We start from the raw sequence: 17,259 nt of genomic DNA, 5'->3' as shown, positions 1-17,259 counted from the left end.
TTATAAAAATTATTGTTAGTTTTTGACCAATGTTGTTTAATTAGGTCAACTTTGTATGGAGTTAAAATTATTTTTTGTATCTGAATTCAAGTAGTTTTTGATAACCAAATACAGAGTGGAATAGCACAATAAAGAGTGTTTTAAAAATATTCAACACTGTTTTTGTATATTTTTTATCTTTCAAAAGTCGCAAGGATTCGTAGGAATATTTTCGCAAAGTTGTTGATAGTTTTGCGTTTTGTTCATCCTGATTATATACGTAGCTATTTGTGTTCAACAACATTATTTTTCCATGATTATTGGAAGCGATGTGATTTAATAAGTACCTGTCTTCAGAATGTTTTAAGGATATGTCAAGTGAGATTTGGTTTAAAAAAAATGCTTTAATGATGGTAGAAGCAAAAGGGACTTCTTGGTAATCATTAGATTTGATATCAATGCATTTATCTTCATCAAAAGAAGAATAGTATACCTTGCCTTGATATACAATTTTCATTGTTTGGGTAACACCTATTAAATGCTTGTTTTTTAATAAAATGTTTACAGCATTTTCCAAAAAGTTTTTTTCATAGAAATCACCGGCATCCAAAAAAGCACAATATTCTCCTTGAATCATTTCGAGTGTTTTTTGACGAGCGATGGCTCGCCCTTGGTTCTTTTCAAATCTAAAAAAACGAATTCTGTTGTCGTTGATAGCATCAACAATGCTTTTATGATTTTCTAAGGAACCATCGTCCACAACAATTGCCTCCCAGTTTGGATATGTTTGTTCCACAACAGTTTGGAGAGAGTTTTTTAGTCCCTCTAAGTTATTATAAACGGGTATGGTAATTGATACTAACAAAAGATAGTTGTTTTATATGGGATAAATTTGTTTAATATTTTCGAATTGATTGGAATCAAGATAATTTTGTTGAATTAATAATCGCGCGTTTGAACTATGAGCTTTGTATAATTCTTGATGATCAGCATATCTCATAATGTAATCAACATATTGGTCAACAGCATTGAAATCCGTTACAAATCCAGTCAGGTTGTGTATGACCACGTCGGTAACCCCCCCCACTGGGTTTGCGATGACGGGTTTGCCAAAAGCCAAGGCTTCTAAACAAACTCGGGGCAACCCTTCGGTTGCTGAAGGGTGAATCAAAACATCATACTGTTTGAAATAGTCCATTATGTTTGGAGGGTTTAGAGCAATGTCAATACAATCTTTTAGGTCATTTTTAGCAATGAAATTTAAAATAGCTTGATGATATTTTTTTGAACCTTCACCCTTGTAAACAATTCCCGTTAAGCACATTTTGAAGGGGATTCCTATTTTTTTTAATTTTTTGGCAACTTCAACACACACGTGCTGCCCTTTTGTTTTTAAAAAACCTCCGGAGAATAATATTTTGATGGGATTTTCTTTATTGAAAGGCTTGTATATTGGTGTGTACTCATTAAAAACTTGGGTTTCGATGACACTTGTCAGAACTTTTATGTTTCTTAATTCAGCAAGTCCTCCCGTAAAGACGGCTTGGCGTGTAGCCTGTGATACGGTTAAAAAACGAATGTTGTGAAACCGTTTAAAAATTTGCTTGCTTAATCTGGGTAAGCTTCTGTAATCATTCCAACCTCGCGCAAAAAAGTCGATTTTATAATTTGCATTAGGGTCTGATAGGTTAAGTGCTTTTGTGTTGTGCGTGACCACTACATCGGGTTTAAACTCTCTGGTAACTTTTGCAAAAAGTGACCGGTATTTTTTTTCAAGAAAAAAATACGTAACAATATTCTTAAAATATTTTAATTTAGAACTATTAGCTATGATGAAAGGTTCTTTCCTTGGAGATAGTACAATCCATTGCAGATGAGCGGCATTTATAGCGTCAATAAAAGATTGAGAGCATCCCCAAAGATCCACAATTAAAACTTCGTGACCCAAAATTTTTAGGCGTTTGGCCAGCTCAAGGGTGCTTTTTTGCGCTCCACCAAGATTTTGAGTTACTTCTAAAAAAATGATTCTCATTAGTGATATACTACTTTTGTTTTGTTTAAAATTCTCATTACTGCAAAGGGCAAATATACAAAAATAAAGGTTCGGAAAATAGATGCCATCATTGAACCCAAATTTAGCATAAACACCATAGAGAGTGCAATAGCTAAACTATAGAAAGCATATTTGTACGGTAGATAAGCTTCACGCTTGGCTTTTTGTTCAAGTTGCATTGCTAAAAACAGACACAAAACGGCATAAAATCCCACGCCGTAAATGTTAAAATGAAACAGTCCGGAGATGTTTAATGGCACAATTTGGGTCTGCCATAATGAGTGTCCGAAAATTTCTTTATTAAATGCCATATTGGTTTTGTAGGTGTCATCGGTTATTTTTGACAACAACGGGATGTTCTGAAAAAGATCATTCACAAGAGACAGTACGTATGTTTTATTTTCTTGTTTTTCAAAGGTGTCAATGCCTACCGCTACGTTTCCTACACCCGCAAAGTAAGCATTTAAACTGCTGGTATTTAAAATACTATCTGTGGTAGCTACGGTATCTCCCCGTGTGAATTTAGCCAAAGAAGCAAATAATAATACTGGTATCATTAAACTGAGTAGTCCTATGCCAACAAACTTTCTTGATTGTTTGTCTAAAATTGTGTTAAGAGCCAAATAAAACGGCAATATAAACAAAAGAATACTCAGACGACTTGCTCCGATAATGAATGATGACATTGCACCCATCAAAATAATGAGCCCGATAAGTTTTTGAAAACGCCCTAATTTTTTAGCTCCTAAAATGAAACTGGCAAATATCAGTAAGATGATAATCCTAAAAGGACCGAAGAGAACTCCTCCAATACTATCAAATTCCACTTCTTCTCCGGTGCCTTCATATTTTTCAACATAGCTGGCAAAATTGCCTAAAAAATTTACTTTGTTAAGAAAACCCGAAGATGCTATTATCAAGAACATCGCTCCGGCAAACAAGTAAATCCAGTAGTTTTTTGAGATGAGAATTATGTTTGGAGATTCTTGACTTCCTTCCTTTGTGTTTTGGTATAGAAATAACATAAAAATTGCTAATAGTTCAATGCCCATTACAAAAATGGCAGTACTTCCGTTTAATGAATGCTGACCAACCCCTAACGGATTACCTAAAGCTATCCCTAACGGAATGAGGCAATATCTAATAATTGCCTGAAAATAAAAAGAGTAATACACAATACTTCTCTTTAATTTAGGAAAAGCCCAGTGTCCCAATATGTTGAAAATTAGTAAAAAAACAGGAAGAAACACAACATACGGATAGTTTCGATTTTCGTTAAACTCTAAACAAAAACCAATGGTAATTAAGCAAATAATTGATACAATAATTCTCATCGTGTTGATTTTATATTTTATGTCTTTTCACTTTCTGGATTATGAATTTTAATTCTTCAACGTTAAACAACAGGCATTGAACAATAACGATAACGAGTACTACACCAACATAGGTAAGTAGATTAATAAATTCGTGCTCAATATGTACCGTTTTTATCATTGTAAATGCTGCCACATTCGCCAACGAGGCAATGGTTAAAGGCTCTATGATGTCCTTAATTTGTTGTTTTGCATTATAGAGCGTTGTTTGATGTACATAGTATATTGCCATAAATGATGTTGTTAGGTTTGTAAAAATAATCCCGTATAATAATATCTCTATCGGGAAGGTTACGCTACACGCCAGCAGGGCAAGCCCGATAAGTGCTTTCGCTGTTCCTAAGTTTAGTAGTGTTTTTACTTGGCCAGATGACTTCAATACACTAAATGTAGCAACATTAATCAATAAGGCTATCACTCCGGCACTCAAAATGGTAAAAATATCACAGGCTTGGCTCCACTGCTTTCCCAATACAATATGAATAATTTTTTCCGAATTGAAAGGGATTGTTAATAACAAGGGGAATGCCAAAAAATAAACTCCCCGATTGATTCGTGAGCATATATTTTTGAATTCGGTTCGGTTTTTTGTCTTTGATAAAATAGGAAATGCCGCCGTATCAAACAATGAACGAAAAATATATGTTGGAAAACTTATCAATTTTTCAGACTGTGCATAAAATCCTGTTGTTTGTATGCTGTACACTTTGGCAATAACCGACGATATAATGTCATTGTGGGTTACCTGAATGGCAGATGATGCTATAACAGGCCCTCCAAAACTCAATAGTTCCTTAAACGCAGTCAATGAAAATTGCAGTTTGGGAATATATTTAATAACAAAAAAAATAATCACCGAAAACAAAACAGAGTACAACACCAATTGCACAACAATAGCCCAAACACCCCAACCATTGTAAGCCGCTAAAACAGCCAAAGAGGCAGAAATGCTAAGTGAGGCTATGGAAATGAACGATTGTTTTTTAAAAAGCAGTTTTTTAATTAATACAACCCTTTGAATGATGGTTAATGCATTAAAAAACAAAGTTATTGATAGCACACGAACTACATCTTTCAATATAGGTTTTCCAAAATAAGATGCGATGTATGGGGCTGCCAAGTATATAATTGCACACAATGATATACTCATAAGTAAATTAAAAGTGAACATTGTGTTATAATGCAATTGTGTTACATTTTTTTTGTTGATTAGAGCAGCTCCCATACCTGATTCCACAATCATATTGGCTATGGAAATGATGATGGTTACCGCACCGATTAAACCAAATTCATAGGGTGTTAAGAGTCTTGCCAAAACAAGAGTACAAAGCAGATTAATGCCGCTATACCCAAATTTTTCGACCAGTACCCATAAAAAACTTGAAAAAACCTTAGAACCTGAAATGTGTTGGCTGTCTTTCATTAAACTTCCTATCTCTTTGTGTTGCGGTGTGTTTCACCTGATATGAAAGCAGTTTGTGTGTTTTATTATTTGCTACAAACTGACTTTTTTGCGTCTTTCTACAAGAATGGTGTTTTTTCTTAGGTTGAAGAACGTAAATGTTCCTCAATGATATGCTCCATTACCAACTCGTGTATCCAGAACTTCCCCGGTTTAAATTCAAAATTATCCGTACTTGTGTCGTAATATCCTGCTGTTCCATTGATTACCAATTGTTCAGGCGTATCAACCTGATTAAACAATGAGGTTTCAATTATTTTGTACTGGTTGCTTTTATTGCAAAAAAGCAAGTCTACGCCCATTAATCTTGAATTGAGTTTGTTTTTAATTTCGAGAGCAATTTTCAAAGCCTCTTTTGGGATTTCTTTTTTCTCGTAAATGCCTGCGCCTGATGCCTTAAAATCATTCTTTTTTGGATATCGGTAATAACCGAAAGCCTTATTGCCAATCATCATAATTCGCAAGTCATATTGGGCGTCGGCAATAAACTCTTGAAAAAGTACCGTGTCTTTTTGTCTGAAATACGGATACACAGTTTCAAGTCCTTTGTGTGAGAAAATTTTACCAATAATTCTTTTTGATTGTGATAAACTATTTACTTTGGTAACTCCTTTTGAACTTGAACCGATATATGTTTTGTAAATCATTGGGTAGCTTGATTTTTCAGCAAGTGATAAAGCATCCGTCTTTGAGTTTGAAATAACGGTTGGGATTAAAGGCAAACCTAAGGCTTTGTACATATAGATAGCTCTGTTTTTATCCTCATATTGCCACACTTCGTGAAAAGAAGGGAAACAAGTTTTCTTCAAAATCTTCTCCAATACATAAATTTTTGATTCGGCAATGTACATATCAATGGGAGAAGAATAGGTATGCCACATAATGATATCAAGCTCAGTGGCTACTTCAAGCCAGTCGTGCTTGTATATGTCGTAAAATTGATAGTCAATCTGATTGTTTTTTAGGAATTTTTCATAAAAAATCCACGAACTATTACGATGTGCGTAGCCTTCAATATTCACGATACCATCTTTTACGATGCCTACTTTTATCTTTTTTGTTAAGGGGCTTTTCAAAAACAAGGCAGGAGCTTGATTTAGTCTTTCCTCTATTTTTTGGGCATCTAAAATAACTCCCCTTTTCAGATAGAAATTTTTGGCAAATTTCGATTGGAGGAATTTATGGTATAGTCCCGTTTGTTTAATTCGGTCAATAAGTTTCATTTATATTCTGTTTTGAAATTTGTTGATTCTTTGGTCTATAATCACTCCATTATCAACGATTAATGCTTCTTTTAATGTCTTGTTAGGTGTGTTTTCTATCAGTTGATCAATAGTTTTTGAAACCACTTCGCTCAAACTTTTTGAGATTGTTCTGTAGAAAATAGAAGGTGTATGATCTACGGCATAGTGTACAATACCGTCTACCTCGTAAGTAGGTTCGGTCATGGTTGTAGGTACGCAGGTTTCAATGCCTCCACTGCGATCGCAACTAACGTCGATTATTAAGGTTCCTTTTTTTAGTCGTTTTAAGTCTTCTTTGTATATAATATGGTCAGTACGAGAAGTGTCCCAAAGAATGCAGTTTACAATCACGTCATACTGATGAAGTTCTTTCTGAAAAAGTTTTTCGGTTTTTCGGTCGTAAACAGTTACGTCAGCTCCCATAAAGGTAAGGATTTTCAAGGCGCCTCTCCCGATATTTCCCTTTCCAATAAGCGCTACTTTGGTGTCATAGGGGAACAACCCGTGAAGTGTATATGCGTGAATTATAGCTGCTTCACCTGCAATTTCATTATTTCGCCAGAATGTATGACGCCCATCTTCAAACATATCTTCCCAAGCATAAGCTGTTAATTGATTGTTTATCAGTGTGTCTGTAACGTTTCTGTTTTGTACGGCGTGCACCCATCCGTATATGGTTTGCTCTCTTAATTGATTTAAATAAGCAGCATCACCTATTTTTCCGTCACATATAATATTTTTCAATAAAACCTCATTTTGAGGGACGATGTTTACGCCTTCATTTCTGTAATCATTGTCTGAATATCCCAAGACATCACCATATCCCTGTTCGATGAAAATTTGAGATTTGTGTTTTATATTTTTTATGTCAGAAGGGATTAAGCATCTTCGACGTTCATTCTTTTTTTGACTGATTGGGAAACCAACTGTTTTCATTCTGTTATGTTTTAAAGTTTAACTGTTTTTTAAAAAATGTCAAAACTGGGTTGTATTTAGTAAATGGCTATTTTAAAGCTCCCATAATTAGGTCTCTATGAGACTCACAGCGAATACAGTTGAGCAGAAAGTTTTTTTTACTCACGTTCCAGATGTTTGGTATTATTTTTCTTCTGTAGAGGGCATTTAAAATTCGATTGTTATATGGTTGTAGTGCAAAAAAATATTCACTTTTTCTTTCTGAAATTAGCTGGTCAAACTGTTTTTTTAATAAAGAATCGTCAAGGATTATTTTGTTAATCTCACTAATTTCATAAAAAAAGTTTTTCTTGTTTTCGTCATTTAATTTGTGTACACCCACGATATCATTGTTTTGCACGTAAGGTATGATTTCAAAGTTTTGATTTTGATTGTCAAAATTCAATCGAACGGCGTATCCATAATTCCATTTATTGTTTCTTAGGTTTTTCCAATCAAATACAAAATTACCTAAACCATAAAATATATGTTTGTTTTTATATGTTTCAAATCCGCTAAAACAATGAGTATGATGACTAATTACAACATCTACTCCTAAGTCAATGTAGTATCTGAATAATTCTTTCATTCTTGGAGTTGGATACTGAAATCCTTCACTCCCTCCGTGATATATTAGAATAATTTTATTGCAGTTTTCTTTGCATTTCTGAATGTCATAATAGTTTCTTACATTATCCAAAGGGTTTGCTCCTGGAAGTTCTCCTCTTGTTGTAGAAAATTCATTTTCGGCGATGTTTATAATCCCAATAGTGATGTTGTTTTTTGAAAAATAAAAGGGTTTTCTAGCTTCATAGAAATTATTACCTGCACCAACAAAATCTATTCCTCTATTTTTGATATGTTTTATTGTTGTATTTAGTCCAGATGCTCCATAATCCATAATATGATTATTAGCCAGAGTTAAAAGATTAAATCCTGCTTTTTTTAGAATCTCAATTGCCTTTGGGGTTGTAGAAAGAGAAGGGCCTATTTTTTTAATTTTTGTGTTGGAAATGTTATTATTGTCAATTACAGGGCACTCCAAGTTTGTAATGCTTAAATCAGAACTTCTTATATCATCAATGAAATCATTGAAAATAGAATGATGATCTAACGTTTCCACTAGATCTGTAACTCGTTCGTTTGGACAAAAGTCTGCTGTAATTAAGATGCTGACCATTTTATTCATTTTTATGTTTAATGTTCATTGTGTTTTTCTGTAGTTTGATTCTTCTAGCATAATAATATGTAATTATTCCTCTAATGCCCCATACAGAGGTGATAGATATTGCAGCTCCAATATGCTTATAGTTTACTACAAGGGCATAAGTTGCAAAAAAGCCAAAGAGTGAACATGCTGCAATAATGTTCCTAAGTATTCTTTCTTGTCCCTTGAGAACTAGATAATTGGTGCCATAAGCATTCATCATAAAGATAAATATTGGAGAAATAGCCATAATTTTTATAACTGTAGCCGCCTCTGAATATGCAGGACTATAAAAATTGTATACAATGAAATCTGCTCCAAAAAACAGAACTAATGATACCACTACACTGATAGAAAAACTCATTACTTCATAGAAGGAATGTTTGTCCATTCTTCTTGATAGAAAAGGGTAGAATGTCCTGGAAAGAACATTTGTTATCTGCTGACTTATGTTTATAAACCTATTCCCGGCGTCGAAAATACCAGTGCTAAACTTACCCCAAAATCTCTCCAAAAATATCGTTGACATATTGGTGTATAAGTTTGGTAGAATTAGAGAAATAAACATGTTCGTACTCCCCGAAATTGCATTAAAAATATCCTTGACGGAAACCCTGACAAATCTGTATTTGTACTTGATTATAATAAAATAAAAAGCTCCTATGCCAGCAACAAAAAAACCTAACCCATTGATTATAGGTATGTATATGTAATCCTCTCGTTCTCTGACAAAAATGAAAATAGAAGCGGTAAAAAGTATTTTTATAATGGTTGATATAACAGATGAGTACTTCATTTTTTCAATAGCTTGGAAAAACCACTCTGGGTATATGGCATATCCAGGTACTAGTAAAAAAGTACACAGTAACACTGTTGAATTTCTTTGAAATTGAGGAATAAATAAAATCATCAGTAGCAGTAGTAAGAAACTTGCTACTGTAAGAACCAACCGTGCAATCATAATCTTAGAAAATATGAATGAGGTTTGTTCTTTATTATCTTTTACTCTTGCAATATCTCGAACTCCTGTGTAATTAAATCCGTAATCAACAAGGGTTTGAAAAAAAACTATCACCGATGTGGCAAAAGCCAAAGTTCCAAAGTTTTCAACGCCAATGACTTTAGCTATGTACGGTAAAGTAAAAAAAGGCAGAACGTAACCTACTATTTGTAGTAGGCTTAATGATATAAAGTTTTCTAGTAAAACCTTGTGTTCTTTTGAATTGAAAATATTTTTGAATTTCTGTAACAATTCTATGTTTTATTAGTATAAGTTAGAGAATTACAACCTTCCGTCTGTGTTATCTAAAATTCCTTTTACGTCATATACAATGGCATTGTCTTTTTTCAAAGAATTTATGTCAAGGTTTTTAAATTCTTTGTGAGCCACACCAAGTACTACCGCGTCAAATTTGCAGGCAGGATTTTTCTGTGTACTTTCAACACCGTATTCGTGCTTCACTTCCTCCGGATTTGCCCAAGGGTCGAAGATGGTTACTTTCGTTCCGAAATCTTCCAAAGCGGCGATCACATCCACAATTTTTGTGTTGCGAACGTCAGGGCAGTTTTCTTTAAACGTAACTCCCAACATCAGCACTTCGGCTCCGTTTACGTTGATGTTTTTCTTAATCATCGCCTTTACAACTTGCTCGGCAACGTATTTACCCATTGAATCGTTAAGGCGACGTCCTGCCAGAATAATTTCAGGGTGATAGCCGTATTCTTGTGCTTTTTGAGCCAAATAGAACGGGTCTACCCCGATGCAGTGTCCGCCCACCAAGCCCGGTTTGAACGGCAAGAAGTTCCATTTTGTTCCGGCAGCAGCCAAAACTGCGTGGGTATCTATATCCATCAGGTTGAATATTTTAGCCAATTCGTTCACGAAAGCAATGTTGATGTCGCGTTGTGAATTTTCAATCACTTTGGCAGCTTCGGCAACTTTGATGGTTGGTGCCAAATGCGTTCCGGCAGTGATTACCGATTTATAAATTTCATCAACGATTTTCCCGATTTCAGGCGTAGAACCCGAAGTTACTTTCAAGATTTTCTCAACGGTATGCTCTTTATCTCCGGGGTTGATACGCTCGGGTGAATATCCCGCAAAGAAATCAACGTTGTACTTCATTCCTGATGTTTTTTCCACCACAGGAATACAGTCTTCTTCCGTAGCGCCTGGGTAAACGGTTGATTCATAAACTACTATATCGCCTTTTTTAAGGACTTTCCCTACGGTTTCGCTGGCTTTTACCAAAGGCGTCAGCACGGGACGATTATTTTTGTCCACCGGCGTAGGTACGGTAATTATGTAAATAGTAGCGTCTTCAATGTCTTTTAAATCGGCAGAACAAAGCAAGCCGTTAGTGTTGGTTTTGAATGGATTTCCTTTCACCAAAGCCGATTGAAGCAATTCGTCAGAAACCTCCAACGTGTCGTCGTGTCCGGCGTTTAGTTTTTCTACTCTTTCCTTGTTAATGTCAAATCCTACTACCGGATATTTCGTTGCGAAAAGTCGTGCCAAAGGAAGGCCTACATAGCCTAAACCGATGACTGCAATTTTGTGTTTCATCTTTAGCTTTTTTTATAATTATTTCAAATTTTTCCAATACCAAGCCACAGCTTCTTTTAAGCCTTCTGCAAATTTATGGGTAGGCTGATATCCCAGATTTTTTTGTGCTTTTTCAATAGATGCCAATGAATGCGGAACGTCTCCAAGTCGGTTAGGGCCATTTAATATTTCCACTTCGGCAATTTTCGGGTCATATTCCGCAAGGAATTTCCGTAGTAACTCAGCCATATCCTTAATGGTAGTTCGGTCACCCACTGCTGTGTTATACACTTGGTTTACGGCTTCTTCATTGGTTGAAGTAATCGCTAAGAGATTCATTTGCACTACGTTGTCAATGTAGGTGAAATCACGCGAGTACGTACCATCGCCATTGATTGTAGGTGATTGATGATTAACCAGTTGAATTACAAACTTCGGTATTACGGCGGCATAAGCTCCGTTGGGATCTTGTCTTCTTCCGAAAACGTTAAAATATCGCAATCCGATGGTGTCAAAGTTATAAGTTCGTTTGAAAACATCGGCGTAAAGTTCGTTCACGTACTTGGTAATGGCGTAAGGCGAAAGCGGTTTGCCGATAACGTCTTCCACTTTTGGAAGCGATTTTGAATCGCCATACGTTGATGAACTGGCGGCATACACCAAGCGTTTGACACCCGCATCGCGAGCGGCAACCAACATATTTAGGAATCCACCCACGTTTACATCGTTACTGGTGATGGGGTCGTTAATCGAACGCGGCACTGAACCCAAAGCAGCCTGATGCAATACAAAATCCTGTTTCTCACAGGCGTTACGACAGGTTTCCAAATCACGAATATCGCCTTCTATTAATGTGAAATTCTCATTGACAAGGAAAGGCGTTATGTTGTGTCTGTGCCCTGTTGCGAAATTGTCCAAAACTGTTACCACAGCACCCAATTCCAATAATTTCTCGGAAAGGTTAGAACCGATAAAGCCTGCTCCACCGGTAACCAAAACTTTTTTGTTTTTTAACTCGTTAAACGACATAATTGTAATACTTACAAAATTCCGTGCAAAAGTACGACGTTTTTTTGAACTGAAAAATATTTTTTGGATATTAACATTTTGTTCAGAAAAAAGAGCAGTAATGTTTCTCTTTTGTGTAGCAATTCTGTAAATGTACTTTTGATAGAAAGAAAAATGAGGTAAATTCAACTGTGAATTCACCTCATTGATGTGTGCTTATGAAGGGGTGTTAATGCCTTTTACATTGCTTGAAGCTTTGATAACTTCCCAATGTTGTATCCCGTCTTTGTCACGAAAGGTTTTCTTCATCTTGATGTAGCTTCCAAACGGAATTTCAATGCCGTTTATCCTTCGTGAGGGGTCAATTTTATTTATGTAGGCTTTTACGGGCTGTTTTTTTGTTCCGAAAAGAAGGGTCAACGCAGACTTGTCCTTTGCGTTATTTGCGTAAAAAAACTCGAAATTAGAGATGAGGATATCATCGCTAATATAGATTGTAGAATTTGTTTTGTCAGAAGTGTAGTTGAGTACACCTCCGTCAAAAGCCTTTGAAACCGTGTTTCCGTAAGCCAATGGTCGGCTTGGATATCCCCCTTTGTCACTAAAAGTCATAGAGAAACTATGGTGCAGGTTTGACATTGTTTTTGGGTCACCTGTATGATTATAGAAAGGAATCTTATATCCTTTTGTGGAGGCGTTGGAGATGGTTACATTCTTCAAATCTTCCTTGAAACTATTTGATGTGCTGTTTCGTATGGCAACAGCATTATATTTGGCGTTGTTGCTAGCTTCAACCGTTGGGTTTGTGATGGTAATGTTTCTGTTTCCAATGTTTTTATGGCTTAGGTGTTTGAAGCAAGTCATTACAATAGGTGCTAGATAGGCAGAGTGTTCATTGGCCGGAGTTGCAACACAATCAACAAATTTTGGATTAATAATTTCTGTTTTGAAAAAATCAGACTGATGATTGTTGATGTAAACAGCACTGTTTTTTGATCTGTAAAATACAGGGTTGTGAATTTTTATATAACCCTTTACGTAATCAGTCGGTGCCGAGATGAATAGAGCGTCTCCCTCAAAAATGGGGTCAAAAATTTCGATGTCATAATTAGCAGGAGCTAGTTTTTTATCGTCAGGGTGAAGAACATGTGACATATGTCCCCAAAAAGAAAGCCCTCCGGTGTAAGAAGAAATTCCTTTGCCGTTGTTTCTTAAAACGGGTTTGTAAATACGCAGTTTTGTGATATGGTCTCTATTCCAGTTAGGTTCTATGTCTATGCCATAGCCGGGGTCGTGACCACCTGTGTTTTCTGCGATTAAATTGTGGATTTCAATATCGTGCCCTGAGGTGATAGACATTCCTTGTCTTCGGTTGTCGGGTAAATGTGCGTTGTAAATCCGGATATTTTGGCAGTCTCTTAAGTAAATTCCATCTCCCCAAAATTTAGTCGCATACGCATTGTGGATGGTAATGTTCTTACAATCAACAATGTTTATGCCGTGTCCCCACTGCCCTGAGGTGCCAAGGTGGTTGTATTTGTCTCCCTCTAAGTTAGGGTTTTTGATAGTAATATCTTTCCGCCCCCTCAAATCTATTACCGAATAGAACGAAAGATTATTGGGTTTTACTTTTATTTTGGCATTTTTCTCAAAAGTGATAGTGCAACCATCTTTGGGTTTAACCCCCTCACTACTTGTTAGAACAATTTCATATGTGCCATCTTCAATCAAAACATTTGAATATCGATTCACAATGCCTTGAAAAAAAGTTTTAAAGTCACCCGTGACGTTTTGAGGCGTAATTATAAAGTCATATTTTCCTTTTTGAGGATCTTCTTTTGGGGTTTCATTTCCCTGTTCTTTATTGGGATCTTCGGTGGTGTGGTCAAGTACGTCTTCAAAGGTGCAAGCGCCAATTCCATATGTCAAAAATATAATTGCAAATAGTTCTTTCATTTTTCTACTTCATTTGTTAGTAATACTGAATTTCGGGCAAAAATATATAAAACTATTTAATATACAAAATAATAGCCTTTTTTATGATTTCTGTAACATTTTTTTATTACAACTCGTGATTGACCGATTTTTCTGTTTTTGTAAATCTGAAAAATCAAAAAAAACACCTCAAAAACATCCCAAATGTTAAAAAAAGGAATTGTGTTTGACGTGGTTAAAATATTTTTTACCTTTGTTGCAGCAAATTTTAACATTAAGCATTTATGAAGGCAAAAAAAACATTGTTTAGTATGTTGTTGCTGGTAGGATGTTTTCATTTTTTAACAGCACAAATTTCGGTAAAGGGAACTGTTACCGACGAAAGCAAAGCACCGCTGCTGGGAGTGGGTATTTCCATTAAGAATACGACTCGCGGGGTGAGTACTGATTTTGACGGAAAATACGAGATTAAAGCCCAAGAGGGTGATATTCTTGTATTTACTTCTCTTGGTTTTGTAACCCAAGAGAAAAAAGTGATGAGGGGGGGGTAAATCCCTTATAATCAATGTTTTACTAAAAGAAGATACGCAACAACTCGGTGAGGTGGTTGTTGTAGGCTTTGGTTCGCAGAAGAAAGAAAACTTAACGGGGTCGGTCGCGACTGTAAACGCCAAAGTGCTTGAAGCTCGTCCGGTTAACAGTGCCGTGCAAGCCTTGCAAGGAGCCGTTTCGGGTATGAACTTCAACCTTGGCAAAGGCGGTGGCGAATTAGATAACAACCTTTCGTTTGACATTCGCGGGGCAGGAACCATCGGGTCGGGCTCTACCGCCAAACCGCTGATTCTCATCGACGGAATGGAAGGCGACCTCAATACGCTCAATCCGCAAGATATTGAAAGTATTTCGGTTTTAAAAGATGCCGCCGCTGCTTCTATCTACGGGTCAAGAGCGCCGTTCGGGGTGGTGCTGGTAACAACCAAGTCCGGAAAAGAAGGCAGGGTAATTATCAATTACAACAACAACTTCCGGTTTAGTAACCCGACAAACATTCCGAAAATGCTTGATTCCGAAAACTTTACATATTACTGGAACGATGCAGACATCAACTCAGGGAGCGAGCCTACTTTTTCGCCCGACATCATTGAAAAGATAAAACTTTACAAAGCCGGGCAACTCACCGATGCCACCGATTGGAACAAAGACAACGCCGATTGGAACGTAGGCGCTAAAAGTTGGGCAAACGTAGATTGGTTTAAAGAAGCCTACCGCGAGTGGGCGCCGACAACCGAACACAATTTCAGTGTGCGGGGCGGAACCGAAAAGATTAATTACTACGTTTCAGCCGGTTTGCTTGACCAACAAGGTTTATTTCGCCATAATACCGATACGTTTGACCGCTATGCGTTTAACGCCAAAGTTTCGGCGCAAATCCTTCCGTACTTAAAACTTAATTACAATGGGCGCTTTACACGAACAGGTTATGAAAGGTCATCGTTTTTAATTGGTTACGACGGACTCTTTTTCCACAACATCGGGCGTAAATGGCCTACCATTCCGAAATATGACCCCAACGGGCATTATATCTACGGAAACGATTTGGCTAATTTTGAAAACGGGCGCGCCAAAGACCGAAACGATTTAATGGTACAGCAACTTGCCTTCGTTTTCACGCCTTTGAAAGATTGGACAACACATCTTGAACTGAATTACAGCCTGCAAAACGAACATAGTCATATCCCTTGGTTGCCCATTTATCGATATGACAAAGACGGCAATCCGGTTCCGGCGGCACTCATTGAAGGCGTGTTTAACAATCCGGGGGCTTCCAGAATTTACGAATCAACCAAAACAACTGATTTTTACAACGTTAATGCCTATACGTCGTATCAAAAGCAACTCGGCAATCACTTTGTGAAAGCAATGGCAGGATTCCAGTCCGAATTGCAAAAAACGCGTTTCCTTTCTGCTTCCCGCGAAGGCGTGTATACCCCCGATGTTTTAGTAATTGATGCTACGGGTGGTGAAAATGACAATGTTAGGGGCAATAACCAACACTGGGCAACTGCCGGGTTCTTCGGGCGGTTGAATTATGATTACAACGGAAAATATCTGTTTGAAGCCAATATCCGTTATGACGGAACAAGCCGCTTTTTAAAAGACCAACGCTGGAATGTTTTCACGTCAGCTTCTGTCGGTTGGAACATTGCCAAAGAAGGTTTTTGGGAGAAATTAGGCGGTTTCGGAAAGCAAGTGTCTGAATTTAAGCTAAAAGCATCATACGGTGAGTTAGGAAACCAAAACACTGATAATTGGTATCCGTTCTATGCAAAAATGAAATTAAAACCTTCAGGAGGCAGTTGGTTTTTGAACGGACAGAAGCCCAACGTGGCAGAAGCTCCCGACTTGATTTCAACCTTCCTGACGTGGGAAAAAGTAGCTTCGTGGAATGCGGGAATTGACGTTTCGGCATTTCAAAACCGATTGTCATTGTCGTTTGAAATCTTCAAAAGAATAACTTATAATATGGTAGGACCGGCTCCGCAATTGCCACCTACACTGGGCATAAAACCGCCACAAATCAACAATACCGATATGGAATCCGGCGGATTTGACGCACAAGTTTCGTGGCGAGACCGCATCGGCGATGATTTTTCGTACGGAATTGCCTTTAACCTCACCGATAGTCGCCAAAAAGTTACCAAATATCCCAACGAAATAGGAAGCCTTTCCGCTCCGTATTACACCGGAAAATACATCGGTGAAATTTGGGGATACACCACGCGTGGCATTGCCAAAACCGACCAAGAAATGAGCGAATGGATTGCCAAACACAACCAAAACCGATTGGGAACTGACTGGAAAGCAGGCGATGTTATGTGCGAAGACCTCAATGGCGACGGCGAAGTCAGCAACGGCGGAAATACCCTTTCCGACCACGGCGACCTGCGCATCATCGGTAACAGCACGCCCCGTTACAATTACGGATTGATGCTCGATATGAAGTATAAAAACATTGATTTCAGCCTGTTCTTGCAAGGTACGGCTAAGCGCGATTACTATATTAACACGCCGCATTTTAGAGGCGCTAACGGTTCTAACGGATATTACAGAGCGCAAGCCCACGCCTTTGAAGAACACTTGGATTATTTCCGCCCCGAAGGAACAGCCAGTCCGCTGGGGGCTAATACCGATGCGTATTACCCCAGACCTTCATTCACGCGAGGCTCCAAAAACTTCCACACGCAAACGCGCTGGTTGCAAGACGCCTCTTACTTGCGGGTGAAAAACATTCAGTTGGGATACACCTTCCCGCAAGAGATAATGAACACCATCGGGGTGGATAAATTACGCATTTTTGTATCGGTTGAAAACGCCTTTACGTTCACTAAATTGGCTACAATGTTTGACCCCGAAGCACTTGAAGCACGCTTGGGTGGCACGGGGAAAGTGTATCCGCTTTCACGAGTGTTTTCAACGGGGCTTAGTATAACTTTTTAAA

At 37.5% G+C, this 17,259-nt stretch carries 13 protein-coding genes; 2 read left to right on the top strand and 11 right to left on the bottom strand.

Features of this window, described 5'->3' with window-relative positions:
• Positions 1-67: 67 nt before the first annotated feature.
• The 11 genes from Q4D72_RS03145 to Q4D72_RS03095 form a co-directional block, all read right to left on the bottom strand.
• Positions 68-844, bottom strand: a complete 777-nt coding sequence (locus Q4D72_RS03145) for a glycosyltransferase family A protein (protein ID WP_303075963.1) — start codon at positions 842-844, stop codon at positions 68-70.
• 12 nt (positions 845-856) lie between these two features.
• A complete protein-coding gene (locus tag Q4D72_RS03140; RefSeq protein ID WP_303075962.1) occupies positions 857-2,011 on the bottom strand; it encodes a glycosyltransferase family 4 protein in 1,155 nt (384 codons plus the stop codon).
• Positions 2,011-3,366 (bottom strand): hypothetical protein, encoded by a 1,356-nt coding sequence (locus Q4D72_RS03135; RefSeq protein WP_303075961.1) that lies wholly within the window; start codon positions 3,364-3,366, stop codon positions 2,011-2,013. The genes Q4D72_RS03140 and Q4D72_RS03135 overlap by 1 nt, the downstream gene beginning before the upstream one ends.
• Positions 3,367-3,376: 10 nt before the next feature.
• Positions 3,377-4,828 (bottom strand): lipopolysaccharide biosynthesis protein, encoded by a 1,452-nt coding sequence (locus tag Q4D72_RS03130; protein ID WP_303075960.1) that lies wholly within the window; start codon positions 4,826-4,828, stop codon positions 3,377-3,379.
• Positions 4,829-4,947: 119 nt separating this feature from the next.
• The gene (locus Q4D72_RS03125; protein ID WP_303075959.1) at positions 4,948-6,090 is read right to left on the bottom strand and encodes a RimK family alpha-L-glutamate ligase; all 1,143 of its coding nucleotides are present in this window, start codon (positions 6,088-6,090) and stop codon (positions 4,948-4,950) included.
• Entirely contained in the window at positions 6,091-7,047 is a 957-nt protein-coding gene (locus Q4D72_RS03120; protein ID WP_303075958.1) for a N(5)-(carboxyethyl)ornithine synthase, read from the bottom strand. It abuts the gene before it with no gap.
• Positions 7,048-7,114: 67 nt separating this feature from the next.
• Positions 7,115-8,254 carry a CapA family protein gene (locus Q4D72_RS03115; protein WP_303075957.1) on the bottom strand — a complete coding sequence of 380 codons (1,140 nt, stop codon included), beginning with the start codon at positions 8,252-8,254 and terminating at the stop codon, positions 7,115-7,117.
• Positions 8,247-9,524 (bottom strand): oligosaccharide flippase family protein, encoded by a 1,278-nt coding sequence (locus Q4D72_RS03110; protein ID WP_303075956.1) that lies wholly within the window; start codon positions 9,522-9,524, stop codon positions 8,247-8,249. The genes Q4D72_RS03115 and Q4D72_RS03110 overlap by 8 nt, the downstream gene beginning before the upstream one ends.
• A gap of 30 nt (positions 9,525-9,554) precedes the next feature.
• Positions 9,555-10,838 (bottom strand): nucleotide sugar dehydrogenase, encoded by a 1,284-nt coding sequence (locus tag Q4D72_RS03105; protein ID WP_303075955.1) that lies wholly within the window; start codon positions 10,836-10,838, stop codon positions 9,555-9,557.
• An 18-nt stretch (positions 10,839-10,856) separates the two neighbouring features.
• The gene (locus Q4D72_RS03100; RefSeq protein ID WP_303075954.1) at positions 10,857-11,846 is read right to left on the bottom strand and encodes an SDR family oxidoreductase; all 990 of its coding nucleotides are present in this window, start codon (positions 11,844-11,846) and stop codon (positions 10,857-10,859) included.
• 195 nt (positions 11,847-12,041) lie between these two features.
• Positions 12,042-13,781 (bottom strand): right-handed parallel beta-helix repeat-containing protein, encoded by a 1,740-nt coding sequence (locus Q4D72_RS03095; RefSeq protein ID WP_303075953.1) that lies wholly within the window; start codon positions 13,779-13,781, stop codon positions 12,042-12,044.
• A gap of 263 nt (positions 13,782-14,044) precedes the next feature.
• Between Q4D72_RS03095 and Q4D72_RS03090 the strand changes: the two genes are divergently transcribed.
• A complete protein-coding gene (locus tag Q4D72_RS03090) occupies positions 14,045-14,311 on the top strand; it encodes a carboxypeptidase-like regulatory domain-containing protein (RefSeq protein ID WP_303075952.1) in 267 nt (88 codons plus the stop codon).
• Between the two features lie 52 nt (positions 14,312-14,363).
• Positions 14,364-17,258, top strand: a complete 2,895-nt coding sequence (locus Q4D72_RS03085; protein ID WP_303075951.1) for a TonB-dependent receptor — start codon at positions 14,364-14,366, stop codon at positions 17,256-17,258.
• Position 17,259: the final 1 nt, after the last annotated feature.

Origin of the sequence: Capnocytophaga sp., assembly GCF_030532915.1 — a bacterium.
Lineage (GTDB): Bacteria > Bacteroidota > Bacteroidia > Flavobacteriales > Flavobacteriaceae > Capnocytophaga.
This window is presented reverse-complemented; position numbering and strand designations above follow the sequence as displayed.